Source organism: Mucilaginibacter sp. P4_A11, assembly GCF_056402535.1.
Window position 1 is genome coordinate 575,419 of record NZ_JBFUHE010000002.1, and the last position, 26,251, is coordinate 601,669.

Annotated in this window: 14 protein-coding genes; 5 read left to right on the forward strand and 9 right to left on the reverse strand. The window is 43.3% G+C overall.

Features of this window, described 5'->3' with window-relative positions; translation table 11 throughout:
* Window positions 1-3 precede the first annotated feature (3 nt).
* The 8 genes from AC1DUD_RS06415 to AC1DUD_RS06450 form a co-directional block, all read right to left on the reverse strand.
* On the reverse strand, window positions 4-2,298 hold the full coding sequence (locus AC1DUD_RS06415) for a GH92 family glycosyl hydrolase (RefSeq protein ID WP_477372747.1): 2,295 nt from the start codon (window positions 2,296-2,298) through the stop codon (window positions 4-6).
* A 124-nt stretch (window positions 2,299-2,422) separates the two neighbouring features.
* Entirely contained in the window at window positions 2,423-5,677 is a 3,255-nt protein-coding gene (locus AC1DUD_RS06420; RefSeq protein WP_477372749.1) for a GH92 family glycosyl hydrolase, read from the reverse strand.
* 62 nt (window positions 5,678-5,739) lie between these two features.
* Window positions 5,740-6,867, reverse strand: a complete 1,128-nt coding sequence (locus tag AC1DUD_RS06425; protein ID WP_477372751.1) for an acyltransferase family protein — start codon at window positions 6,865-6,867, stop codon at window positions 5,740-5,742.
* A gap of 14 nt (window positions 6,868-6,881) precedes the next feature.
* The gene (locus AC1DUD_RS06430; RefSeq protein ID WP_477372753.1) at window positions 6,882-9,791 is read right to left on the reverse strand and encodes a beta-galactosidase; all 2,910 of its coding nucleotides are present in this window, start codon (window positions 9,789-9,791) and stop codon (window positions 6,882-6,884) included.
* A 258-nt stretch (window positions 9,792-10,049) separates the two neighbouring features.
* Window positions 10,050-12,248, reverse strand: coding sequence for an alpha-N-acetylglucosaminidase (locus AC1DUD_RS06435; RefSeq protein WP_477372755.1), 2,199 nt, complete (start codon window positions 12,246-12,248; stop codon window positions 10,050-10,052).
* A 93-nt stretch (window positions 12,249-12,341) separates the two neighbouring features.
* The gene (locus tag AC1DUD_RS06440) at window positions 12,342-13,820 is read right to left on the reverse strand and encodes a RagB/SusD family nutrient uptake outer membrane protein (protein WP_477372758.1); all 1,479 of its coding nucleotides are present in this window, start codon (window positions 13,818-13,820) and stop codon (window positions 12,342-12,344) included.
* Between the two features lie 4 nt (window positions 13,821-13,824).
* Window positions 13,825-17,193: a TonB-dependent receptor gene (locus AC1DUD_RS06445; protein ID WP_477372760.1), complete on the reverse strand. Its 3,369-nt coding sequence runs from the start codon at window positions 17,191-17,193 to the stop codon at window positions 13,825-13,827.
* Window positions 17,194-17,381: 188 nt separating this feature from the next.
* Window positions 17,382-18,449 carry a FecR family protein gene (locus tag AC1DUD_RS06450; protein ID WP_477372762.1) on the reverse strand — a complete coding sequence of 356 codons (1,068 nt, stop codon included), beginning with the start codon at window positions 18,447-18,449 and terminating at the stop codon, window positions 17,382-17,384.
* 442 nt (window positions 18,450-18,891) lie between these two features.
* Here AC1DUD_RS06450 and AC1DUD_RS06455 point away from each other — a divergent pair, with 442 nt between their 5' ends.
* Window positions 18,892-22,230 (forward strand): ABC transporter permease, encoded by a 3,339-nt coding sequence (locus AC1DUD_RS06455; RefSeq protein ID WP_477372764.1) that lies wholly within the window; start codon window positions 18,892-18,894, stop codon window positions 22,228-22,230.
* A 161-nt stretch (window positions 22,231-22,391) separates the two neighbouring features.
* Here AC1DUD_RS06455 and AC1DUD_RS06460 read toward each other — a convergent pair whose 3' ends face one another.
* The gene (locus tag AC1DUD_RS06460; RefSeq protein WP_477372766.1) at window positions 22,392-22,931 is read right to left on the reverse strand and encodes an RNA polymerase sigma-70 factor; all 540 of its coding nucleotides are present in this window, start codon (window positions 22,929-22,931) and stop codon (window positions 22,392-22,394) included.
* Between the two features lie 406 nt (window positions 22,932-23,337).
* On the opposite strand from AC1DUD_RS06460, the gene AC1DUD_RS06465 reads away from it, so the two are divergent.
* From AC1DUD_RS06465 to AC1DUD_RS06480, 4 genes are all read left to right on the forward strand, one after another.
* Window positions 23,338-24,360: a sensor histidine kinase gene (locus tag AC1DUD_RS06465; RefSeq protein WP_477372768.1), complete on the forward strand. Its 1,023-nt coding sequence runs from the start codon at window positions 23,338-23,340 to the stop codon at window positions 24,358-24,360.
* Complete coding sequence (locus tag AC1DUD_RS06470; RefSeq protein WP_121230140.1) at window positions 24,341-25,102, forward strand: LytR/AlgR family response regulator transcription factor; 762 nt, start codon at window positions 24,341-24,343, stop codon at window positions 25,100-25,102. Before AC1DUD_RS06465 ends, AC1DUD_RS06470 begins: the two co-directional genes overlap by 20 nt.
* Window positions 25,103-25,227: 125 nt before the next feature.
* Entirely contained in the window at window positions 25,228-26,028 is an 801-nt protein-coding gene (locus tag AC1DUD_RS06475) for a DUF1223 domain-containing protein (RefSeq protein WP_477372770.1), read from the forward strand.
* A 14-nt stretch (window positions 26,029-26,042) separates the two neighbouring features.
* Window positions 26,043-26,195, forward strand: coding sequence for a hypothetical protein (locus tag AC1DUD_RS06480; RefSeq protein WP_477372772.1), 153 nt, complete (start codon window positions 26,043-26,045; stop codon window positions 26,193-26,195).
* Window positions 26,196-26,251 lie beyond the last annotated feature (56 nt).

The following is a 26,251-nucleotide window of genomic DNA, read 5'->3' on the forward strand; positions in this document are numbered from 1 at the left end:
AAATTAATCTTTTTGAGGAATATTGGTCATAGTGAAAGCCAAAGTACCGCCATGGCTAATTTGCTCATGCGATATCACATGATCTTTTATTGGCACTCCGTTAAAGGTAACCACCTTCACATATTTGTTTTGGGTAGATAAACCAGTTGCTTTGATCACCAGCTTATTCCCATTTTGCAGGTTTAGCGCTATGTATGGAAACTGCGGTGCGCCAATGCTGTACATGCCCGATGCAGGCGTTACCGGATAAAATCCCATGGTGCTAAAAATGTACCAGGCCGATGTTTGGCCGCAATCGTCGTTACCATTTATGCCGATAGGTGCATTCCTGAAATTTTGCCATGAGGTATGCTGCCTCACCAGCTCCTGCGCTTTCCATGGCATACCACAGTAGTTAAACAGGTAGATATAATGATGCCCCGGCTCATTATCGGCACGGTAATGTCCATCATTAAAATTGTGGGTTAATTTATCTGCGAATGCTTTCTCACCACCCATGAGGGTGATCATACCCGGAACATCCTGCATAGCGCCAAAAGTATATGTCCAATTTGTACCTTCGGTAAAACCACTATCCGGCTGGGCCGACCAGCTCCCATCGGCATTACGGGGCGCCATAAAGCCGGTTGAGGTGTTGTATACGTTTTTATAATTTTTGCTCCAGCCCATCAGCTGGTTATAATCACTGGTTTTGCCTAAAGCCTTGGCAAGCTGGGCAACGCAATAATCGTCAATGCCATACTCAACAGTGCGCGATACAGACTCCTTTGTTTTATCAACCGGAACGTATCCCAATTTATGGTAATTGGTAAGCCCTCCCCTGGCCTCAAAGCTCGTCCAAAGGTCACGGTCGCCCCATTTTTTCTGAACATCACCATCGGGTGCGGTAAATGCGTCTTTATGCAAGGCTTCGTAAGCTAAGGTGGCATTGTAGCCCCTGAAACCTTTGATATAAGCATCGGCAATTACAGCATCGGCATGGGTACCTATCATGATGTTGGTATAGGTTGGGTTAGGCCACATCGGCATCCATCCTCCCTCCTGGTACATTTGCAGCAACGATTTTACCATATCATTTACACGCTCGGGCTGGGTAAGGATAAGCAAGGGATGCAAGGCCCTGAAGGTATCCCATAATGAGTAATCATTGTAAGAAACGCCGTTATGTACCTTATCATCAAATGCGCTGTAATATCTGCCATATTCCGAAAACTCCCTTGGGAAAAGCATTGTATGAAATAACGCTGTGTAAAAGATCGTCTTTTGCCCATCGGTGATATCGGCTACCTGTACTTTTTTTAATTGTTGCTGCCAGTTATCGCGGGTGCTTTTCACCACTTTTTCAAAGTCCCAATCCGGGATTTCCTTTTTAAGATTGTGGCGTGCCTGATCTATACTGATAAAAGAAGTTGCTACCGTAACTTTGACAACTGTACTCCCCGTTGTTTTGAACGATACATAAGCCCCCATCCGGGTACCAAATTGTTCTTTGCTTTTCTTCTTAATGGTTTGATTATCCCAGGTGCCATAGCTGCGGATAGGCTTATCAAATTTAATAATAAAATAACCTTTAAAGTTTTTAAGCGGCGGGCCAAGCTGGGCCGATTGCCTATCCGGGTTATAGCCGGTTATTTCGTTATTAACGGTATCAATATGAACATAGCCGCGCATCTCTTTCATCCGCACTTTAAAATCGTTGGCCCAATCCGTAAGTGCCGGATTAAGATTGATACCCTGAATGATGAGATGTGCCTGATCTGCCTTTGGGAAAGTAAAGCGGAACATACCACAGGTATTGGCACCGGCTATTTCCGCTTTGATGCCTGCGTTGGCACCGGCCTTTAGTTTTACTGAATAGTAATATGGTTTGGCTACCTCATCTTTGTGGTCAAACATTAGTTTACGCTCTTCGGGCAGTACACGGAGGTCACCGATCTGGGGCATTACGGATACATACCCATAATCACCCATCCAAACGGTGGGCTGGTGCGAGGCCATCAGGCCTATTACCGAGTTATCTTCATAGGTATAACTCATCTTGCTCATCTTATTTTCGCCGGTTTGGGCTACAAAGTTGGTCATGGCAAATGGCACGTTTACGCATGGCATGGTGCCGCCGCCGTCAAGTCCTTTGGCAAAGCCGGTTGATGCGGTACCGATGAGCGGGTTAACATAGTCAACCTCATCCTTTTTTACTTTTGCTGTTTTTTGCTGCGCGTTTGCTGTTGCAGTGACCAACGAGAGCATTATCAACGGGTAGATTTTCCGTTTAAATTTCGGGCAAATGTTTAAGATCATTTCAGATAGATTTTTAGGCTTGTTTAAACAGGCTTGGCAAATCTCTAATTTTTCAGGTCATATTTATGGTAAGCCCGTGATTTTTTTCGCGAATATTTTTGCTGATACAGAATTGAACGAAATACTATTTTTCTGAAGATACGATAGCCTTGATATCATCCGCAGATAGAGCGGCCTTAAACACTTTCACTTTGTTGATATACCCATGAAATATCCGCTCCGACGGGAACTCTTCATTTCGCCCTAAGGTCCATTTGTTATTTACAGACAGGTCGGCGCTTACTTCTAATACAGAAGTTCCGGCTAATATGCCATCAATATAAACGTATAGCATTTTACCGCTACACACACCAGCTATATGATGCCAATGCTTTTGCCAATCGGCAGGCAGGTTTACCGTACAATCTCCCCTGCCCCATCCGCCGGCAAAAAAAGTGAGTGTTTTGCTATCAGTCATTTGCAAAACATGATTATCACCCTTACTGATGATATCCACAAGCCCCCCCTCGTTACCCATCGGGTATACCCATTCCATCATGGAAATAGATTCGCCCATCCTATCTAAAGCTGGTGAATTTGGAACTTCCACATAGGTACTGTCACCAAACAGCAGCTTGTCTTTATTCGTTATTGCCGAGGTTGAAATGATATTCCCATCATTATGAAATCCCGAGCTATCAGGTACGGTTTTACCCAGCTTAACCGATCCAAAATCGAGGAGCAATGATTCAATGCTATTTACATAAACTTTATAGGTGGTTTTGGCGGTATCAACCCTCACGTATTTAAATCCTTTTTTTAACGATTTAACATTATGGCTGATGGTTTTAACTTCGCCGGCATTCAGTTTAATGCTATCTGTAAAAGCAACTGAATCATTTTGGATTATGGGGATGATAAAGGTTTGTTTAAGTCCACCTGTATTCTTTATCTGATACTTAATTTCCTGGTTTTCATTTAGCCTGATCATCGGCCTTACTTCCAGTCCGAATATTTTGAATGGATGTTCCTGCGGCTTTCCGGGCAGTTTTACCTCAACTGCAAATGGAGGTGTATTATCAAGTTTCAGTACTGTTTTTCCTACCGGATAAAGCCTGAACTCTATAGAATCCTGAACAGTTTGTCCCGGCTCAACCAAACAATTCTTATACCCGTATGGCTTTCCGTTAGCCAACAATTTCACCGTTTTAACACCTACGTTACCTGTATTTTTAAGCTTGAATTTTATCACAAGAGGCTCATCGGGAACCACGCTTTTTTTATTAACCGAATAATTCAAGATACTGAAAGCCGTGTTTTTTTGTGTGGCCGATAACTCAACCGGATCTTTATCAATCGGCCAGCTACCCGGCTGTTTGCCCATGTCAAAAGTCATTATACCTCCGCTCGTCAACGTGAAGTGCGACAAGGTCAATTGCCCCCAGAGTTTACCATTTACATGTAGCGATTGTACATAGTTATTTTTCGCCTCCGAATTATTACTATTGATAACAAACTTTTTGCCGTTCGGCAGATGAAGCGTTACAGATTTGAACAACGGCGCACCGATCGCATAAAGCGGCCTGCCGGGGCATACCGGATAAATCCCCATTGCGCTGAAAATATACCAACTGGATGTTGAACCAAGATCATCATTACCGGGTAACCCACCGGGCGTAGCGCTGAACCTGTTAAGCATGATTTCCCTAAGCCACTTTTGTGTTAACTGCGGTTTGCCGGTCTGGTTAAACAGGTAAGGGAGATGAAATACGGTTTCGTTATCAAACAGAATAACATTATTACTAAGCGCCGAATCCAGGCGAGCTACAAATTGTTCGTTCCCGCCTGTCATATTGATGAGGTCTCTGCCGTTTTGGGGCACAAAGTATGAGTACACCCATTTATCGCCTTCTTTATAACCAGATGTGCCGGGTTGAAGTTTAAACTCTTCACCGTTTCGCGGGAGCATGAACAATTCGTCTTTATTTAGAAGATTGCGATAATTAAAGCCCCTGTTTGATAATAATTGATAAGCAGGCTTATCGTTCATTATCTTATCCGCGAATTGTGATAATCCCCAATCGTCATAAGCATATTCAACGGTGCGCGTAACCGATTCCGGTCGGGTAAAAGGAACATAGCCTTTTTCATGATAAACCTCCATGTCCGACTGAACAAACGGCCCTTCAACCAAATCCTTTTTCATGGCTTTATAAGCAAGCTCCTTATCAAAGTCAGTTATTCCCTTTAAATAGGAATCAACAATGATTGGTATAGCATGATTACCTGTCATAGTCTCCGTTGGCAAATGCCCGCTTTGCTTGTAAACATCCAGCATGGATAAGATCACGTCTTTTTGTTTTTGCGGGTAAAGCAGGGTGAGTAATGGGTGTAACGACCGGAATGTATCCCAGGGAGAAAAAGCGCCATACTGATTTTGCCCTGTTTTTTGATATACCTTACCATCATGGCCCCGATAATTACCATCAGCATCATCAATAACCCATGGCAGCAGCAGCGAATGATAAAGTGCAGTGTAAAACACTGTTTTGTTTTGTTCGTTGCTATCGGTTATATCCACTACCGATAATAGTTTAGCCCATTCACGACTGGTTTGCGCACGAACCTCATCAAAACTCAGGCGACCGATCTCTTGATCAATATTGTGCTGCGCACCGGAATGATCTATAAATGATTTGCTCAGCTGCAAAGTGATAATTGTGGCATCGGTTTGGGCTTTAGGAAAGGTAAATAACCAACCGCCTTTAACTTCCTTTTTGTCTGTGTAACCTTCACTAAAATTTATAACTGTATTTGCGCCCGAAGCATGGATTATTTCATTTGATATGGCCTGAATTTCACCCGTATTGCCAATAAAAATTTGCGGGTTGGTGTTTCCGTCGAAAGTAAAACGGAACATGCCTGTCCTGATGGTGACAGTGACTTCTGCAGTAATATGCTGATCGTTAAAATAAACCTTATAATAACCCGGCGAAGCGGTTTCTTTTTTATGCGAAAAGTGCATGGCTGATTTACCGGCTTCAAAATCAGTATCGCCACTTAATGGCATTATAAAAAGGCGACCGGATGAACCTTCCGGGAAGCCGCTCATGTGCCCCAGGCAACTGAAATAGTAAATTGAGCTATCGGTATAATTATATCCCCTGGCACCGGTAACCCTTGTTTCGGGGCTTAATTGTATACTCCCCGATGGCGCAACTGCACCGGGATAACATCCGCCATTGTTGCCCCATTTGGTGAGCACATTGCTTACCGTAGTGCCAATAAACGGGTCAACATAATGCAGGTGGTTTATTTGCTGGGCAAAAAGATTTGTACCCAATAATAATCCGCTTAAGAAAAAAATGAAACGAACCGATTTATTCAAAATCACCGACATATAATTAATAGAATTTTTCAAAAAAGGCTTTCAGCTTTGAGCTTTATGCATTCCGCTCTGAACTATATTTTAATATAGATCTTCTTTTTATCAAGCACATACGCCACCAGCCAGCAAAGCATCATATAACAAAGGGCGAATACCAGCGTACCAAAAGCACCGGGGAATATCTTTTGATAAAACACCTGGTTTATCCAGTCGTAAAAACTTAGCTGCGATTTTACCCAAATGGTTTGAAAAACGGTAAGCAACAATTCCGACAGCAGGTATATAGCCAATGAATTTCGTCCGAAAATGAGGAAGAAGTTTGTACCACTTTTTATCTTTTTTATTTCGATAGCAAATACCATAAAGCCTAACAACAAAAGGTCGATACCGATGGTAAGGAGCGTGAACGAGCTTGTCCACAGTTTTTTGGCGACTGGAAAAAATTGTGCCCAGAATAGCGAAGCGGCAATTAATAATACACCGCACATGAACAACCTTGCAACCGACTCATAATTTTTACCCTTACGCTGAATGAATGCGCCAGCCAGGAACCCGCCAATTACATTCACAATTCCGGTCATGGTGCTGAGTAACCCTTCTGGGTCGAAAGCGATGGGGCCGCCTTTGTCGTGATATAAATGGTCATTACCTAATATTGCTATATCCAGCCGGGTGCCCGCGTTGCCAAGCATGGTATATTCCTTACCCGTTTCGCCTAAAAATACAAGGAAAGCCCAGTAACCAATTAAAAGCAAGACGGATATGATAATAGCAGTTTTTTGTGAACAATAATGCACTATTAGTGCGCCAAAGAAGTAGCATAAGGCAATACGCTGCAACACGCCCATAATACGGGTATGGCTCAAAGGATTAAATACCCAGCTGCCAGCTTCCCTATGAAAAAACGGGAACCAGTACATAAGATACCCCAATAGAAAAATAATGACCGTACGTTTAAAGACCTTCCCGATAAAAGCGGCATCGGTTTCAAATTTCTTTTTAGAAAAGCTAAGCGCGTTGCCAACAGCGAACAGGAACGATGGGAAAACAAGATCGGTGGGTGTAAAACCAATCCAGGCCGCATGATCAAGTGGCGACCATACGTTAGCCCCCGAACCGGGGGCATTAACGATGATCATAAAGCAAATGGTCATACCACGGAAAACATCAAGTGCGGTAAATCTCTCGGTTGTTGCAGCCATTTTCTTCTGTTATATTAATTAAGGGGTATTGAAATTTCTTTGATTAACCGGCCTGCCGCCACTTCGGCTACAATGCTGGTTTTGTTGATATTGCTGCCGTCTTCGTCATAAACCACCAACTGGTTTAAAACGGGCTTAAGCCAGCATTCGGGGATATAAAGGCTTTTCATATCCAGCTTTTCAGGATATCGGCCTAAATTATGTCCGTTAACCCAAACAGAGCCGTGCCCTAACTCTGCCGGATTAAAACGCCAGATGAATGTATTTCCACCTGATAGCGGTACACTGAAAGTGGTACGATAAAAGGCCGGGGCATTTTTAGTTTGCTTAGCTTCATCAAGCTTCCCCCAACCCTGAACGGCCAAGGCATCACCCGGACCGCCCTTTAATTGCCAGCCGGTTATGGTAGTAGCATCTCCAATGGCATTGATCTTTATGGGTTGATCAATCCCTCCTTCGTTCGAGTAATTCTCGATAAAGATTGTAAGATTGATAGCATGTTTTAAAGCTTCAGCATCGGTAATGTTCACCTCGAAGGGCTGGTTCCAGCCATCGTGATGAGCTACCTGTTTACCGTTAATAAATACGGTGGCATTTTCGTCAACACTTTTAAACAGCACTGTTATTTTCGAAGTGCCTGCGGGTTGTTGCGGGATGGTTGTGTGAAACCAAGCAAAGCCCTCTTTCAGATCAAAAACATCCGCCCCTATTTTATATTTTTTATATACCGATGTATCAAACGGAGGCGGCCCCTGCTTTACATCATCCTTTTTTGCGGCTTTGGTAAAATACCAGTTTTCAAGCTCCGAAATAAACGGTCCGCCTTTTTTAATCAGCGCAGTACCGAAAAGCCCTTTGCTATCCACTTCATCTATCGGGCCAAGGTAGGCAGCCAACTTATCGCGACCGTCATGCGCCGCAAAAATTGCCAGTGTATGCTTTCCTTTTTTAAGATCGAGCGATAATTCATTATCGTTCAGTTTCCATTTGGCAGCAGGTTTACCATCAATAAAGGCTTGTCCCCTGCCGCCGCCTTTTACTTGCAGGGTATATTTTCCGTTTGAGGGTATGTTTAATGCAGTCCTGTACCAGGCATTGGCAGTAACATCGGCATCCGCACCCATAGGCTGCGGATCTTTTGATTTGAGCCAGGCTCCTGTATTTACGTTCGATGCCGCATTGACGGCTGCGTTTTTATATTGCCAGTTAGATAAATTGATGATTTGCTGCTGTCTGTCATTTTTGGCATCGATATTAAAAGCGATCCCTTTAGTGTCTGTGTATAAAATTGCTTTCTGAGCGACACTTTGCGTTAAAGGCGTTTCTGCTGTGATTTTAAATTGACCATTTTTAACCGAGGCTTCACCAACATAGTCCAGCCCGGTAATGATATAGTTTTTACCTTCAGTTTCTGTGATCCATGTCTTATCGGTCAAAGCGCGGTTCATAGCCAAAACCCTGATGGTTTGCGAACCAGAGGTAAAGGTAAATTCAACAGGTGCATCCATGGCAACAGGCATTTTCTCGTCAATCAGCACATCATTACTACCAATTTTCACAACAGTAGATTTTGATGAGGCTTTATCTTTTGTGATGAATCGAAGTAACAGCGGATCGCCGGGTTCAGCGTCAACAACTATAGTAGTAGTGTTAGCCTGCTTAACTATGGCGAATACGCGCGTAAATGCCCAATCAAGCGTAACATCATCGTTGAGTTTATAGTTATGCACTACGGGGAAGATCTCTTTGGGTTGAACGTTGAAAGTTTTACCCGCAAGCAGATCTTCGGCACCCTTGATATTTAATGATGCGCTTGCTTTAGAAGCACCCGGATTATCTAAAAATATCAGATCACCGGCAGGGCTTGTGCGGGCAGATACTTTCAGGGCAGTATCCTTAGTTACACCACTATAAGCAGCAGATGCATTTGTACTGTTCTCCAATACATCCTGAAAACTGCGCGAAAACCATGCAGCCCGTTTAAATGTATAATAGATTGGCCGTAAATCACCAGCCTGACCTATGGCTGTACCATAATCATATGAAGCGGCATCCTCATCATTATTGGTATAGCCAAAGTTTGAGCCGCCATGCACCATGTAGTAATTATATCCATTACCACCATGGGCAATGATTTTCCACGTACGCCGGTCATAAAGACCGGCATCGCCCGGCTTAGCGCCGTATTGTGAATACCAAACGGCCCAAAACTCTGTAGAGAACCATGGATTTGGCCGTTTATCATCGTCAAGTTTTCCATCGCCTGCAGGATCACTGGCATGGTGTAAGCCGCTGAAGAAATATGGTACCTGCATACCCATTTGTAATGCTTTTGATCGCAGGCGTTTAAAATATCCGTCGGGCATTATAGTACCCCAACCATTAGGATGTTCATTCTCCAGCTGCACCAATATTACCGCACCACCATCGTTTATCTGTCGTTTAAATACAACCGGCAGCAGGTGATCGAAAAAGCGATCTACGTATTGTTCAAAAGGTTTATTGTCTTCACGTACGCGCAGGCCTTTTTTGAATTTAAGCCATATCGGGTAGCCACCGTTATCCCATTCGGCACAGTAATACGGGCCAACACGCACAATGGCGTACATGCCCAAATCTTTTACTATGTCCAGGAATTTACCCAAATCACGGTCACCGGTGAAGTTGAATTTGCCTTCCTGCTCTTCGTGAAAGTTCCAGATGGTGTAGATCTCGATGCAGTTGAAACCTGCCCGTTTTATCCGCAGCAACCTGTCATACCAAAGTTCATGCGGGATGCGGGCGTATTCCAACCCGGCTGATACGATGAACGTGCGTTTGCCATTCACCATAAAACCTTTGCTGTCAAAATCAATATAAGGCCTGACAGCAGCCGTGGCCGGGAAAATATGATCGTTCGCGCTTTGACAGTGTGCTTTGGTCAAGACGCTTAGTAGTAAGATAAATGTTGGTATATAATAGCGTATTCTCATAAGTTATTTTACGATCCTGACATTTCGGTAAAATCCAGACTTACGAAGTTTTAAAAACTTCGTAAGTCTTATCTGCAACTCTGCCTTTTTAAGGTTATTTAAAATTTCACAAGCGTAATTGCGAGGAACGAAGCAATCCCCAATTAGCAGAGCCTCCCTGTACAGTTCGCGATTGCTTCGTTCCTCGCAATGACATTTTAATTAAGTTTCTTAGCGAGTCCCTAAAATCACCGCACTATACTTCACAAACAATTGCTTTGATTTTTCAACGGCATCACCTTTAGCTGCATCGGTGTAGGCGTTATCATGCTTGTTTACCCACTGCCATTCCCAGTCTTTCACCTGCTTGTCAAAAGCATCAGCATTAAAATCGATCTTAGTCGACAACGACTTATCCAATTGGCTAAAAAACATTCCCCAGCGTTGTTTATAATAACCTTTTATTAAACCAGCCCATTGGCGGTTGGAGTATTCCCTTAAACCGCTTTCCTTATCGCCCCAAAGGGTAACCAGGTCGCGTGCGTTAAATTCGTACAGGTTTTTCTCTTTGTCGGTTATGCCGTTAGCTCTTGCCTCGTTGATCCATTTGCCTAACAGGAAATCTTTCCGAGTGGTTAGCAGGGCATCCATATCATCCATTAGTTCGAGGAACTGACTGCTGTATAATTTAAACTGCTGCTGATCTTTATTTTGATAGGCCTGTGCCATTTTCTGTTGCAGCGGACTCGCATAGTTTGCCAATACCTGCCGGGTTACATCAACAAGGTCATACTGAAAGCCATCGCTTTGTTTCAGGCTGTCGGCAGCATTTATGAGCAGGCTCCAGGCTTTAACCAGTTGCATCGGGTTATAATCTAACTTAGTTAATACCCTGTCGATGTATTTTTTAAACGTTGGCCTTGCTACAATAATTGATTCCGGGCCACCTTCTGTTAAGCCACCCGAATAAACCGAATTTAACAGGACGTGCCATGCTTCGCTTGCTTGCGTATTAACCTGTCCGTAACGGCGCTGTGCATAGTTAGCAACCCAGGTATCGGCATCAATCGGGGTATCGCGCCAAACGTTCTCCAGCATCAGGGCAAACAGCGCCGGGTTTTGTTCAATGCCTTCGGGGGTAACACCAATACCGCGCATATTTTTTGATTCGGGATCATGCAGGGCAATGGCGGGATCGGCAGCTACGTGGCGCATGCGGCCAAACAGGCTGATGTTGCCGCCAAAATTTTGCAGCATACTCCAGATCCATGGTTTGCCGTAGTAAGCTTCGGTACGGTTCCAAACCGGGTGTGCATCGCTGTACAAATCAAGCACTATCATTTGTTCATTGGGCACAGCGTTAAGCAGGGCCTTGATTTGCTGCGGTTGCCAAAATTTATTATTGTAATGGAACATCCAGCCCTGCATTACCCAAATAGCTTTTGGATCGGCAGCGGCCATGGAGTTGAATACTTTTTTACTCATGCCATCCAAATACGTTGAATCGTTGGTTGGCGGCACGTTTTCATTAAAAGTATCGGCAGAGTACAGGTGATCGGTGCCAAACTCTTTTGTCTGTGCTTCTATATATTTTTTGCCGATGGTTTCAAACATCGGATCGTCGGGGTCAAGTATAAAAACATCGGGAAACCCGGCATCCCAGTTGGTTCTTTTAACCTTAGCACCAGGGAACTTATCTTTAAATGATGGCGGCACGTGGCCTGTAAATGACGACAAAACAGGTGTCATCCCAAATGAGCGCTCACGCTCTAAAATCTTTTTTTGTAATGCTTTGTGCGAGTCCATCCAATGCTGCGGCAGCGGACCACCCCAGGCATCAATGTTCCCCATCCAAAACCATGAAAAATAAGCCGGGCCGCTAAAAAACTCATCCAGTTGTTTATCGGTAAAGCCCATGTCTTTGTAAACGGTTTGCCAAACGGCTTCTTCGCCGGTTATAGCCAGCGGCAGGTTAATACCGTTCAGGGCCATCCAGTCAATTTCTTTTTGCCAGCGGTCCCAGTCCCACCAGGCCATGGTATAATTAAATGTACAGTAGTTTAAATAGTAGCGATATTGGTAAGGCGTGGTTTTATGGATGAGACCTTTAACAGCAGGCAGGGTTGCCGGCAAATTGAGGTTAGTGCCATTCCAGCCGATATCGCAAAAACAGTAAGTTTTAAGATAGTAGTTTAATGCCGATGCTATTGACAGGCCGTTGTTGCCCCTGAGTACTATTTTGCCGTTACGACTTTCCAACTCAAATGCATCCTTGCCGTTTTGCTGTGGGATAGCTTCAACAGTAAATAGATTGCTTTTGCCGGGAATCACCCTTTCAATAAAATCATAAGCGGCTTTCTGATCAACCTGGGCACCGGCTTTAAAGCCAAATGCAATAATAACAGCTAAAACAAGTAAACACTTTCTCATTCAATACATTATTAAATAGCGGCATTAAATAATGCCTTAAAAAAAAATACCGGCAACAGGAGGCTTGCCCCTGCTACCGGTATGTGGTTATTATTATTTGAAATTAGGGTTCTGTATTAATACACCTTTACTCTTATCAATTTCCACCTGCGGAATCGGGAAGTAATAGTTTTTAGGGCGAACAAAAGTTACCGTCTTGTTTTGATCAAGCGGGGCTTTAGAAACAGCGAGGTTATAAATAGCCGCGATATCGACAATGTTCTTTTTGTCCCAGCGCATCAAATCCTGGTGGCGTTGGTCTTCACCGGCCAGCTCAACACGGCGCTCGTGGATCAGTTCTTTCATCCCCGCCCCCGAAACCGGTTTTAATGCGGCTGATGCACGGTGCCTGATCTGGTTAATCAAAGCATCACCTGCACCCGCGCCTTGCGTACGGATCAAAGCTTCGGCTACTAACAAGTAAATATCGGCAGATCGCATTAAAGGCACTGCAAAACTGTGATCAACACCACCACCGGCAGCTGCAGTATTAAATACAGCGTACTTTTTAAAAGCAAAACCCGTAGCCGAAAGGTCAGCCGTAAAGGTTGTTAAGCCATTGCCATCGCCTAAATCCACTTTATCCCCTACACTTAACAGGGTTGCAGCTTTACGCGGATCACCTGCTTCAAACTCATTGGCAAGTCCCTGTAATGGTTGGCTAAAGCCATAACCACCCCATGGGCGCGGAATGTAGTATACTGTAAAGTCGTTTTGAACAACGTTTTGTACCGCCTGAATAGAGAAAAGTAATTCGGTACTGGTTTCATTTGCACGGGTAAAATTATCAGCATAATTAGCAGCCAAAGCATAATGCGAATTGGAAATCACTTTTTGACCGGTTGCAATTGCCTCAGGAAGCTTTTCCCAGTACATGTAAAGCTTGGTTAATAAACCCAATGCTGTTCCCTTGCTTACGCGGCCACGATCGGCGGCGCCATAGCTTTCTGGTAACAGGTCAACCGCTTTCAATAAATCAGTTTCAATTTGTTTGCGGACTTCTTCAATCGGCGATTTTGCGACGTTGAAATTCAGAGATGTGTAATCAGCTTCAGTAATAATAGGCACCTCACCCTGGATGATCATCAAACGCCAGTAACCGAAAGCCCTTAAAAAATAAGCCTCGCCCATACTGCGGTTTTTAACATCGGCAGATATGGCAGTAATTTTAGGGATATTGATGATACAGTTAGTAGCCCTGTTAATTTCCTCATATCTCCATTTCCAGGGATACCTGATAGCCGCGTTTGAAGCATCGTAGGTAAGGTTTTCGATGCCTTCATCCTCTCCGTGGTCACCCGAGCGCCAGTAATCGTCAGATGGGGTATCAAATGTTGATTCGGCATGGCCTATGTAATCCTCTTCCGGTAAAATACTGTAGATGCCGGTTATGGCGTTAACAGCATCAACCTCATTACGAAAATAATTGCCAGAGCTGTAAACACCTTGTTGCTTTAAATCAAGCGCCTTTTTACAGCCGCTACCCATCAGGGCAAGTGATACAAGCGTATATAATATTTTGTTCGATTTCATGATGTTATAATTTAAATGTTACACCAAATGTTATTGTCCTTACAGATGGATATTGAGCTACGTCAACCCCTCTTTGCAAATTGCCGTTGGTATAACCCAGCTCAGGCGTGTAGCCCTTATAGCCGGTTATAAAAAACAGGTTTTGACCAGATGCATATAGCCTTACGCTTTTTAAAGTAGCCTTTTTTGTCCAGCTTGTAGGAAGAGTGTAACCTAAAGTGGCATTTTTAAGACTTACATAGCTTCCGCTTTCAACAAACATGTCGGATGTGCGGTAGTTGTCATTAGCACGATCAAGCGATAACCGGGGGATAGTATTGCTTGTACCCTGACCTGTCCAACGGCCAAGGGTTTCGGCATACAGGTTAAACGGATAGGTTGGATCAATACCCTGCATTCTATCGGCATTGTAAAGGCTTACACCAAATACACCGGTAAAGTTTGCAGAAAAATCAAAGCCTTTGTATGATACACTACCCTGTAAACCTGCGGTAACGTTAGGGTTGGGGTTGCCCAGGTTTGTACGATCGTTACCATCAATCTGGCCATCACCGTTCAGGTCAAGGAAACGAACATCGCCAGGCCTGATATTGCCCTTACGCGAGTCATTTTTAAGCGCCGGATCGTTATCAATGTCGGCCTGTGTTTGGTATAAACCATTGGTTTTCCATCCATAAAACGAAGCGATTGGCTGCCCTTGATAGGTACGTGAAATTTCCTGGCTCGAGCGGCCGTAAACAGTTGAGCCCACAAACGTGCCCTCGCCATTAAGCTTGGTTACCTTGTTTTTAATGAATGAGGCATTAGCACCAACCGAATATTTTACCTTGTCGCCGCCATGGTAATTTAATTCAACCTCCACACCACGGTTATTCATGGTACCTATGTTTTGAAAAGGAATACCTACCGAACCAGCCGTACCTACAACCGGAGGTGCTAAAAGCATATCTTTAGTGTTTTTATTAAACCAGGTTAATGTTGTGGTTAACTGGTTGTTTAAAAAGCCTGCATCTAAACTGATATTGGTCATAGCTGTACGCTCCCAGGCTATGACAGTATTGGCAAGCGTGGCAACAGCCGCACCTGTATAACCAACACCACCAAAAGTATAACCATTGTTTTCATAAGTGCTACCCAGTCTTATTAGGCTGTTATATTGAAACGGGCCTATGTTCTGATTACCCAACTCGCCATAACCGCCAGATAATTTCAGGTTACTTATCCAGGTTAGGTTTTTGATAAACTGCTCGTTAGATAACCTCCAGCCTAAAGAGAATGCCGGGAAATAACCCCACCTTTTTGACGGAGCAAAATTGGATGACCCATCCGCACGGAACGTTACCGTGGCCAGGAAGCGGCCATCATAATCATAAAACAACCTCCCAAAGCCCGATTGCAGCGATGACGGCTCTATCCGTGCACTTGTGTTGAACTGGCTGTTACCTGTAGCAAGCACACGCTGATCTACCGAAGTGTCATCGTATCCTATCCTCCAGGCGCTAAAACCATAAGTTTTGAAGTTTTGATATGAATATCCTCCTGTAAAGGTTATATGACTTTTGCCAAACACCTTATCATAGGTAAGGAACGATTCTAACAACTGTGATGATAGTTCACCTTCGGTTTGGGTTAATTGCGAAGTTGTATTTTGCCTGGCCTGGTTAACATCAGCTATGCTGAAGTTATAAGTACGGTTTAAAGTACCATCATAAGCATAGTTTACGCGGAGCTTTAACTCTTTTAAAAAAGTAATTTCGGCGAAAGCACTGGCCAGCGCCCGGTATTTTTTATTAAACCTGTCGGCCTCCTGGATGGTAGCATAAGGACTGTTGATATCACCTAACTGATTAGCGAAAGCTTTTGATGTACCGTATGATCCATCCGGATTAACCAAAGGAATTGCCGGATTAAAGCGCAAAGCCGAGAAGATCAAACCTGTTTGCGAGTTATTGTTATCAAACCCAACATTATTGGCGTAGCTTAACTGGATATTTTCGCCCAATTTCAACCATTCGGTTACCTTGTGCTCCGAACTAAACCTGGTGCTGAAGCGCTTAAAATTGGTTTTATCAATTATACCATCTTCATTATAAGCCGAGGTAGACCAATAATAGTTAGATACCTCATTGCCGCCCTGCAGGTTAATATCGCCATTAATTACGTGGCCTGTTTTCATGATAGCCCGCTGCCAGTCGGTTCTTTGAGTGGCGTAATAGCTGTTATTCCACGGCGCATCGATTGCGACACCATCATTAGTATAGCGTTCTCTTTTTAATGTATAAAGATCCGGGGCAGTCAACAATTTAAGGTACTTGGTTGTATTAGAGAAACCATTGTAAAAGTTGACATTGGTAGACAGTTTTTGATTATAACTACCCTTTTTAGTGGTTACCAATACAACGCCATTGGCTGCACGTGTACCGTATATCGCAGCTGCCGATGCATCTTTCAATATATCAACCGAAGCAATATCGTTGGGGTTGACATCGCTCAGGGCGTCAGGGTCGCTGGTAGGTATACCGTCAATAACAACAAGCGGGTTGGCATTATTAAGCGTACCCGTACCGCGGATACGGATACTTGACGCGGCGCCCGGCGAGCCATCATTACGTACAATGTTAACACCGGCTGCGCGGCCATCCAACGCCTGGGTTGCCGATGCTACTGGTAGGTTTTGAATATCACTGCCCTTTACACTTGCTACGGAACCGGTAACATCTATTTTTTTAGTGGTACCGTAACCTACTACCACTACTTCTGTTAACGCAGATGGCAAAGGAACCAATGTTATGTTTAAAGTTTGGCTTCCGGTTATGGTAACCACCTTTTTCTCGTACCCGATATAAGATATTTCCAATACTCCATTAACCGGTGCATCAATGCTGAAATTACCATTTATATCGGTAGTTGTACCTTGGTTTGTACCTTGTAACCGGATGTTCACACCAATAAGCGGTTCGCCTTTGGCGTCAACAACCTTTCCCTTTACAAGGGCTAAACTTTTGGCATCCTCCTGGTTTGCAATGATCACTACATGATCATCATTCATTTTGTAGGAGAGCTTATCATCGATAATAGCCGCAAGCAGTTCATCAATTGTTGCATCTTTCACATCAAGATCAACCTTGCCCAGTTTTTTGATGGAAGCATAGTTGTAAAAGAAACGGTAATCGCTTTGTTTTTGAATTTTGGTAAGAATACTACTTACCTCAGCCTGCTTTAAGCTAAGTGTAAATTTCTGCTGTGAATACACTTTCGCAGAAACTTGTACACAGGTAGCCAGAACCAAAAAAAATACTGCTTTCATCAGCAAAATAACTTTGAGACATACGGGTGCACCCTGAAGCGAAAACACCCTTCTTGTTTTTTTCATTACATTTGTTTTGAAAATAAATGGATGGAGTAAGCGCTGTTTTGCAATGGCTTACTCCGTTAATAAAATCCTATTTGTTTGCAGGGAGGAGTGCCAGCTCTTCCCTTGTTTGTTTTGGATTTTCAGGAATCTGATAAGTAAGTTTTCAATACCATAAGCTGTTAATTAAGTGGTTAGTTTATTTGTTTTTATTTATCTTTTTTCGACAGGTAAACCGTTTGTCCATCCACCCTGAATTTGAACGGCGTGGTCATTTCAATAATGCCCAAAGCCGCTTGTAACGACTCTTTATCAAGCAAACCGCTTATCTGTTCGGTACGCAGCTTCTGATCTTCAAACACAACTTGCACGTTGTATTTGCGCTCAATTTGCGCGGCCACATCCTCAAACACTTCATTCGTGAACAGGATCCGGTTATCAACCCAAGCTGTTTCCTTTATTTCCTCGGGTTTAACATCAGGTAATTCGGTTACCTGGTATTCTATTTTGCTCTCTTTAGGTTTTACACTTTTGGGCTCGCGATTATTAACAACTATCAGTTTTTCGTTAGGCAACAGGATGATCTTTTTTTCCGGATTGTTCTTCAATTCAACCTGTACCTTACCCTTTAACAAAGTGGTTTCAACAGTTTTATCATTATTGTAAGCTTTTACGTTAAAAACCGTTCCCAATACCTTTACAACAAGCTTCGCCGTATGTACCAGAAAAGGTTTCTTCGCATTTTTGGTAACTTCAAAAAAACCTTCACCGGTAAGGCTTACATCACGGGTGTTTTTGTCAAAAGCTTCCGGGTATGAAAAAGTACTGCCTGCATTTAATGTAACCTGCGTACCATCGGGTAGCTTCAGTTTTTGAGTTTTACCATAGGGCACATGAATTTCATATAATACATTTTCTGCAGCCAGGCTGTCTTGTTGCTCCATTCTTTTGTAAAACAAAGCACCCACAGCAACAAACACCAATATGGCAGCGGCAACCCATTGCCACCTGAACATTGGCCTCACCTTAGTATCAACCTCCGTATTTTCGTTCGAGCTTTTGATCCGGTTCCAGATCTCTTCCAGGTTTCCGTTAATATCTTCAGGCTTCGCTTCAACCGGTTGCGCACCGTTTCCTTTTAAAGCATTAGTAACCTCGTACGTTTTTTTATAATCGGGAAATTGTTCAAGAAATATGTCGAGTTCGGCCAACTCCTCTACACTGGCACATTCGCCCATACTTTTAGCCATTAACTCAATAAACCTGGATTTGCTCATAGTAATTGGTATTCTGGCTTAAGGACACAGCTCCTCCTGGTTTTTCCTAAAAGAAATTAAAATATTTTTTTGAGTGAGGGTATTATGTCAATAACACAAGCTAAGTTTACACTTTTCACATAGGAAGATTTTACGCAATTGCCGTTCTGAAAGCTTTTTTCAACATTCAAAAACGGACATATCCATGTTCGGATCTGTTACAGTATATTTAATCATTATTATATATCCACCTGCTTATCAATTAGTTGAAATCTTGGAACAAGGATTGATTTAATTACATGACTTGAAAGCATATACTTTCCATATCGATCTTTATGACCTGGCTTTCCTGGGAACGATATCCGTCGGTCTTGCTTTCAGCCTTATGCTGTTACTTGCCTAAAAAGGCAACAAGGCCGCAAACCGGATTCTTTGCCTGATCTTGATTGTTACCGTCCTGAATATGATCCGTGCTTTAGGCACTGACATTTATATGGAAACCACTTTACCTCACTGGAGCCTGCAACTTCCGCAATTTTCGCTGGCCGTAGGTCCGCTTATCTATTTTTATGTATTGAGCATCACAAAGCCGCATTATAAATTCCGGTTTAACGACCTGCTGCATTTCAGCCCCTTGCTTGTGGAATCTGGTGCTGCGATTTACGTTACATCAAAACTACCGGGGCTGACAACAGCATTTCAACTATTGGGATTTATTTCGGTTTGCGGCTATCTGCATGCCGCACAAAGGTTGGTTAAATGCTTTTCCAGAAAGCTGAATTTTAACAGGAGCGATCGTTACCGGTTGAAATTCAAGTGGCTGATCAATTTATTGACTGGTTTTACCTTTTTATGGCTATTGTGGATACCTTTTTATATCATCGCTTACGTATACCACAATAGCCCATCAACGCTCTTATTTCATCCTTTGTATCTCCTTTTAGCAGCCTTCGCTATAGGGACGGCCGGAGCAGTGATCTTAAAGCCCGAAATCAACTTGCCCTCAGATGAACCTTATTTTTTGAAGTTACCCGCGCCGGATGAGTTTAAACATAAAGCCGGCTGGCTTAAAAGAACAGTAAAAGACCGTGGTTATTATAAAGACCCCGAACTCAGTTTGACCTCGCTGGCCGAAAAGCTCGGACTAACAACCCACGAATTGTCCCGGATCCTCAATACCGCGCTTAAAAAAAGCTTTAATGATTTTGTCAATGAATACCGCGTAGCCGATGTCGCCAAAAAAATGTGTGACCCCGCTTTTGATCACCTCACCCTGCAGGGCATCGCTTATGATTCCGGCTTTAACTCTCCCAGCACCTTTCACCGTGCATTCAAACAACTGATGGGGAAAACGCCCGCGGAATATAAAAAACAACTGCCATCTTATAATTTGACATATGGTTACCGGCCCGCAGCGGTAATTTCGAACCAGGTAAACCGCAATCATATGTTTAAAAATTATTTAAAGATCGCCTGGCGAAATACGACCAGGAACAAAGCCTCTTCGTTCATCAATATTAGTGGCCTGGCCGTGGGTATGGCTGTGGCTATGCTGATTGGCTTATGGATATGGGATGAACTGTCGTTCGATAAATCCAATACAAATTATGACCGCACCGTACAGGTTTTGGCCAATGCAAATGCCGGCGGCACCCTTTTCACCTATTCCTCGCTGCCCCTGCCGGTATCGGCAGAACTACGTGGGCAATACGGCGACGAATTTAAACAAGTGGCTTCGACCATTACTTCCGAACAAAACATTAGTTATAACAACCATGCCTTTTCAAGGATGGGTTGTTATGCTGAAACTGCTATTACAGATATCATCACCCTGAATATGATCAGGGGATCGAAAGCATCCTTTAAAACACCCGGATCAATATTGATCAATGAATCAATGGCACAAGCCATATTTGGTCAAACCGACCCGATCAATAAAACCATTAAGCTCAATGATACTTACCTGGTACAGGTAACAGGTGTATACCGGGACCTGCCCCGAAATACACAATTCAGCGATGTGAATTTCATAGCGCCTGTCAATCTCCTGTTTCCAAATGGCCGTGATATGAATAACTGGTATAGCAGTTCATTCCAGGTATATGCCTTATTAAACCAGGGCAGCAACCTGCACAGGCTTTCACGCAAAATTCAAAATATTGTGTATGACCACTCAAAAGATGCAGCAAAACCCGCGCTCTTCCTGTTCCCCATGCGACAATGGCATCTGTATGAATTCAAAAACGGCGTTGCCATTGCAGGGCGGCTGCAGTTCGTGTGGCTTTTCGGCATCATAGGCCTGTTCGTGCTTTTGCTGGCCTGCATCAACTTTATGAACCTGAGCACAGCCCGGAGTGAAAAGCGCGCCAAAGAAGTGGGGATACGCAAAGCCATTGGTTCATTGCGCGGCCAGTTGGTCGCTCAATTCCTAAGTGAATCATTTTTGATCGTTGCCCTGTCGTTCCTGATCGCTGTATTGCTGGCATGGCTGACCTTGCCCCTTTTTAACAACATTTCGGGTAAACAACTACACCTGATCTGGACTGATCCGCTGGTTTGGTTGATATGCTTTTGTTTTTGCCTTTTTACCGCGCTGATTGCTGGCAGTTACCCGGCTATCTATTTATCATCCTTTAATGCCGTTAAAGTACTAAAGGGTACATTCAAAGCAGGCCCTGCGGCTGCTATACCCCGTAAAATACTGGTGATCATCCAATTCGCTGTTTCGGTCACCATTATCATAGGTACCATCGTTGTTTTCAAGCAAATTGAGTTTGCAAAAGACAGGCCGGTAGGTTATAACCGGAACAACCTCGTATCTATCCCCTTCAACGCTATCAAGGGATACCGTGCTTTCCGTGAGGAACTGCTGAGAACCGGTGCGGTTTCCGGTGTATCGGCTTCATCCAATCCCGCGACCGGCGTTTGGTCATCGGCAGATAACCTAAACTGGAAGGGCAAAGACCCTAACCGCCAGGAGATATTCGGCACAGTGCTGGTGGATCCTGATTTTGGCAGCGTTGTGGGCTGGAAAATGAAAGAAGGCAGGAATTTCTCCAACCAGTTTTTGAGTGATTCATCAGGCTTTTTATTTAATGAAGCGGCTATCAAACAGATGGGCTTGAAAGATCCATTGAACGAAACCATTAAATGGCACGGGAAAGACTGGAAAGTACTGGGCGTTGTAAAGGACATGGTAATGACCTCGCCTTTTGATCCTATTACGCCGGTGGTGTTTTTAATGGATGACAAGCAGCGGTCATTTAATGTGGTCAATTTGAAACTTAAGACAGGCATGCCCGTTGCCGGAGCACTCACCAGGATCGAAGCCGTTTTCAAAAAATTCGCGCCCGAAGCTCCTTTCAATTACAAGTTCGCGGATAGTGATTATGCGGAAAAGTTCATAGCTGAAGAACGTACAGGAAAGCTGGCTTCCGTATTCGCCGTACTCGCTATCTTCATATCTTGTCTTGGACTATTCGGAGTGGCATCTTTTGTAGCAGAACAGCGAATCAAAGAGATCGGGATACGAAAAGTGCTGGGCGCATCGGTGACGAGCATCTGGGGTTCCTTATCCAGGGACTTTGTCATCCTTGTAGGTATCGCATTGCTCATTGCCATCCCTGTTTCTTGGTATTTCATGCACCAATGGCTGCAACATTACACCTATCGTACAGGGCTCTCCTGGTGGGTATTCGTACTAACCGGCGCAGGTGCAGTGCTCATTACTTTGCTCACCGTTAGTTATCACAGCATCAAAGCAGCATTGACCAACCCGGTAAAAAGCCTTCGGTCAGAATGATGCTCCAAAGAATTTAAATGCATTGTCGGAAGAACCGAGATTGATACCGTAATTGATAATTATAAAATCTCGCGAGGAACGAAGCAATCGCACGAAACATAATTGCCCTGTATAGCCGTGCGATTGCTTCGTCGGTCCTCATACCGATGACATTTTATCTTTTATGCACTCCCAAGCGCCTCATCCAATTTCTTCAAAGCAATAGCAAGCTGCGCAAATACCGTTTTGTTTGATAGGCCAAGAATATCGGCCACCTCATTGCAGGATAGTTCATCTTCCTTAACCATTTTAAAGATGAGCTTGCAACGCGGGGGTAAACTATTTACCGCTTTTAATACCCCGCCTTCCAGCTCCTTACTGATGAGCAATTGCGCCGGATCAACCGATAAATGAAAATAGTAGGTTTCGGCAAGCTGGGCATCGCGGTTCCTTTTTGAGGTATTGCTCCGGATATGGTTGAGACAGGCATTTTTTATCGCCACATAAAAGTATACTTTCGGGTTCGAGATTTTGTTGAGCTTGTGGCGGCTCGTCCAGATATTTACAAAAAGGTCATTGATGATCTCCTCACAAGCCTCCTTATCGCCCAAAAACGACCAGGCAAACTGATTAAGGTTATTGATCAGCAGCTTATACAATTCATTAAAGGCAGATTCGTCATTGTTGTAATGAATGGAATCTATAAGTTCTTTAATCTCCAATGTTGAGCGGCTTGCTTTTAAAGGAACAGTTAACTGAAATAATGTACAATTTTAAGTAAAAAATCTTGATCAAAGCTATTTTAGGTTGATTTAGAAACTCACATTGATCAGCACTAAACATCAAGGACCGGCATTATCTTGCTTGCTTGCTTGCACATATTTATTATTAAGCATTCGAATTGTCTAATTCAGGAAGCTAAATGTCCGGTTGCGCCATAAACCTATTTTTCAATAGCCAGGTGGGCCATATTTTAGCAGTAACAGGGAATAATTAAGGGGTTTAGTCAAAACAGATTAAAGATTAATACTGCTTGTGCTATCACAATACCGGATTTAGTTAACAGGCCGGAATTAACTTTATATTTGTCCGGCAACCGTCCGTATTTCCGTAAACATATTGCAATAAATGAAAGATACAGCATTTAAAATTTCTCCCGGAATCATATGGAGCAGTTCAATTGTCCTCGGTCTGCTGGCTTCTGTGCCCCAGATAGCCGAACGTCATTTCAAGCCTGCCGAAGCGGCAGTAAACTCGGCCGTTACCGCTGCGTTTTCGCTGTTTGTATGGTACTATAATATTTATACGCTGCCAAAACAATCGGGTAATAAGCAACTCAATAAAAGCATCTCTTATTCCCGACTCCTTACAACGCTTGTGATAGGTATGGGGGTGATGCTGGCCTTAGCATACATACAGCAACTGATATTAACGCACCTGAATTTTGGTCCGGTGATGCTGATGATCGAAGTAAGGGGCATACTTATTAACCTGGTATTTTATATGCTTATAAACCTGCTGTACCAAAACTATCAAAACCAGCAGGTTAACGTTGAGCTGGAACGCATTAAGGCAGATAACCTTGGTGCGCAGTATGAGCTGCTTAAACAGCAGATCAACCCCCACTTCCTGTTTAACAGTCTCAATACCCTGAAAGCCATGGTTGAAACAGCCGATAAACATTCGGTAGATTTTATCCTTAAACTGTCCAATTTTTATCGCTTTACCCTGGAGAGTCGCAAGTTAGATCTCATCCATTTATCCGAAGAACTGGAAATTGTGGAAGCTTATAATTTTTTGCTGAAAGCCAGATTTGAGGATGGTTTTATTTTCACCAACAGCATTGATGAGCAATATCGCGGTACGCTGATCCCCCCTTTCACGTTACAATTATTGATAGAGAACTGCATTAAGCACAATGTGGTATCATTAGATCATCCCCTGCATATTAAGCTATACATCGAGGGCGATAACATCGTTATAGAAAACGAGATAAAACCCAAACGCTTTGAAGAACCATCAACAGGCGTAGGACTAAAAAACATCAATCTGCGTTATGATCACCTGCTTGATAAACACATAGAAATTATATCTGAAGATAAAATATTCAAAGTTAAACTACCTGTTATACATGAACATTATCATAATTGAAGACGAATTAAAGGCAGCACGCTCGCTTGAAACTATCATATTGGAGTTAAGGCCCCATGCAAAGATCCTGGTGAAATTGCAGAGTGTTGAAAGCTCGGTTACCTATCTTTCCGAAAACAGGCAGCCTGATCTTATTTTTATGGACATCCAGCTTTCGGATGGCTTGTGCTTTGAGATCTTTAAATCGGTAAAGGTGTCATGCCCTATTATTTTCTGTACCGCATTTGATGAATACTCGTTAGAAGCGTTTAAAGCCAACAGTGTTGATTATGTGTTGAAACCTTTTTCGAAAACAGATATAGCTGATGCCTTTAAAAAAGTAGATGAGCTGCGTAATTTCTTTCAGCGCGGTTCACAGCCGGATATTACCAGCCTGCTATCGCAGGTTACGCCTCCGGCAGGTAAAAAAAGCTTTCTGGTATTTAAGAATAACAAGTACATCACGGTACTTACCAATAATATCGCGTTCTTTTATATCCGCAACGAACTGTCGACCATTATGACTTTTGATCAGCAGGAATACGTTGTTAACCAGTCACTCGACCAGATCAGCGGTCAGCTTTCACAGGATCAATTTTTCAGGCTCAACAGGCAATACATTGTAAACTTCAGCGCGATAAAAGAAGTTGAGCACTATTTTATGCGCAAGCTGTTTGTTAAACTGGTGATCCCAACACCAGAGAAATTACTCATCAACAAAGAAAAAGCGCCGGTGTTTTTAAGCTGGCTCGAAAACAGGTAAAGCACCAAATTTCTTTACCCCGATAATTGCCCAACTGAGCTTTAGATATGTCCGGTTGGGCTTTTTTGTGCTGTTTAAATCGCTGTTTAGGGCATAATTTTGATATAAATTAAAAATCAAAAGATATGAAATTGTTAAAAATTTTTAGCTTTTGTGTCGGTGCTGTTGCACTGGCACTTGCTACTGCCGCTTATGCCAGCCGTAAAATAAATACTGTCAAAACTGTAAATACCGCCACTCCCGGAAAAGGTTTTGCCTTAGTTGAATTGTTTACTTCAGAAGGGTGTTCAAGCTGTCCTCCTGCCGATGAATTACTGGCCCGCATCCAAAAGGAAACACAAGACGAACCTGTTTATATCCTGGCCTACCACGTTGACTACTGGAATAACCTTGGCTGGAAGGATGTATTCAGCAATGCCATGTTTTCAAAACGTCAGAGAGAATACAGCTCTTATTTAAACGCCCAGGTTTATACCCCGCAGGTTGTTGTTAACGGCAAAACCGAATTGGTAGGCTCTGACGAGCCGGTACTTCGCGAAGCTATTTCCAGCGCTTTAGCAACTGCCCAAACCGCGCAGGCTACCCTTCAGGCGCAACAAAACGGCGATAAGCTAACTGTAAATTATGAGTTATCCGGCAACACTGATAACCAAAATCTGCTGATAGCTATTGTACAAAAATCGGCCATCAGTAAAGTTGCCAAAGGTGAAAACGAAGGCAGAACTTTATCCCATGCCCAGATAGTTCGTGATCTTAAAACAGTTGCCTTAAACCAGGCGAAGAAAGGTCAGGCCGTCATCAACTTACCTAAAGAGTTTACTCCGCAAGGTTGGGAAGTGATAGGGTTTATTCAGAACAAAGCAAACGGTCAGGTTTTAACCGCAACAAAAGCAACATTAACTACCAACGCTGTAGCCAAAATATAACAAATTCAAAAACCATGAGCAAGTTGAAACAAGGCCGGTTATTAATGGGCTTCCTATCGCTGTTCTCATTATCATTTCTTACAAGGGCACCGTTTGAGCGTAACCCGCAAGATTGTGAAATGATCTGCGTACCGGGGAAGAAGAAAAAACCGACAGAAAATAGTTAACAAAATTCACCATAAACATTGCTGGCCCGTTTTATCGGGCCAGTTATGTTTTAAAT

Coding starts and splice junctions, on each gene's coding strand:
- AC1DUD_RS06455 (WP_477372764.1), top strand. CDS start 18,892: ATGATCCGTGCTTTAGGCACTGACATTTATATGGAAACCACTTTACCT.
- AC1DUD_RS06450 (WP_477372762.1), bottom strand. CDS start 18,449: ATGAGCAAATCCAGGTTTATTGAGTTAATGGCTAAAAGTATGGGCGAA.
- AC1DUD_RS06465 (WP_477372768.1), top strand. CDS start 23,338: ATGAAAGATACAGCATTTAAAATTTCTCCCGGAATCATATGGAGCAGT.
- AC1DUD_RS06415 (WP_477372747.1), bottom strand. CDS start 2,298: ATGATCTTAAACATTTGCCCGAAATTTAAACGGAAAATCTACCCGTTG.
- AC1DUD_RS06440 (WP_477372758.1), bottom strand. CDS start 13,820: ATGAAATCGAACAAAATATTATATACGCTTGTATCACTTGCCCTGATG.
- AC1DUD_RS06445 (WP_477372760.1), bottom strand. CDS start 17,193: ATGAAAAAAACAAGAAGGGTGTTTTCGCTTCAGGGTGCACCCGTATGT.
- AC1DUD_RS06475 (WP_477372770.1), top strand. CDS start 25,228: ATGAAATTGTTAAAAATTTTTAGCTTTTGTGTCGGTGCTGTTGCACTG.
- AC1DUD_RS06480 (WP_477372772.1), top strand. CDS start 26,043: ATGAGCAAGTTGAAACAAGGCCGGTTATTAATGGGCTTCCTATCGCTG.
- AC1DUD_RS06470 (WP_121230140.1), top strand. CDS start 24,341: ATGAACATTATCATAATTGAAGACGAATTAAAGGCAGCACGCTCGCTT.
- AC1DUD_RS06420 (WP_477372749.1), bottom strand. CDS start 5,677: ATGTCGGTGATTTTGAATAAATCGGTTCGTTTCATTTTTTTCTTAAGC.
- AC1DUD_RS06425 (WP_477372751.1), bottom strand. CDS start 6,867: ATGGCTGCAACAACCGAGAGATTTACCGCACTTGATGTTTTCCGTGGT.
- AC1DUD_RS06435 (WP_477372755.1), bottom strand. CDS start 12,248: ATGAGAAAGTGTTTACTTGTTTTAGCTGTTATTATTGCATTTGGCTTT.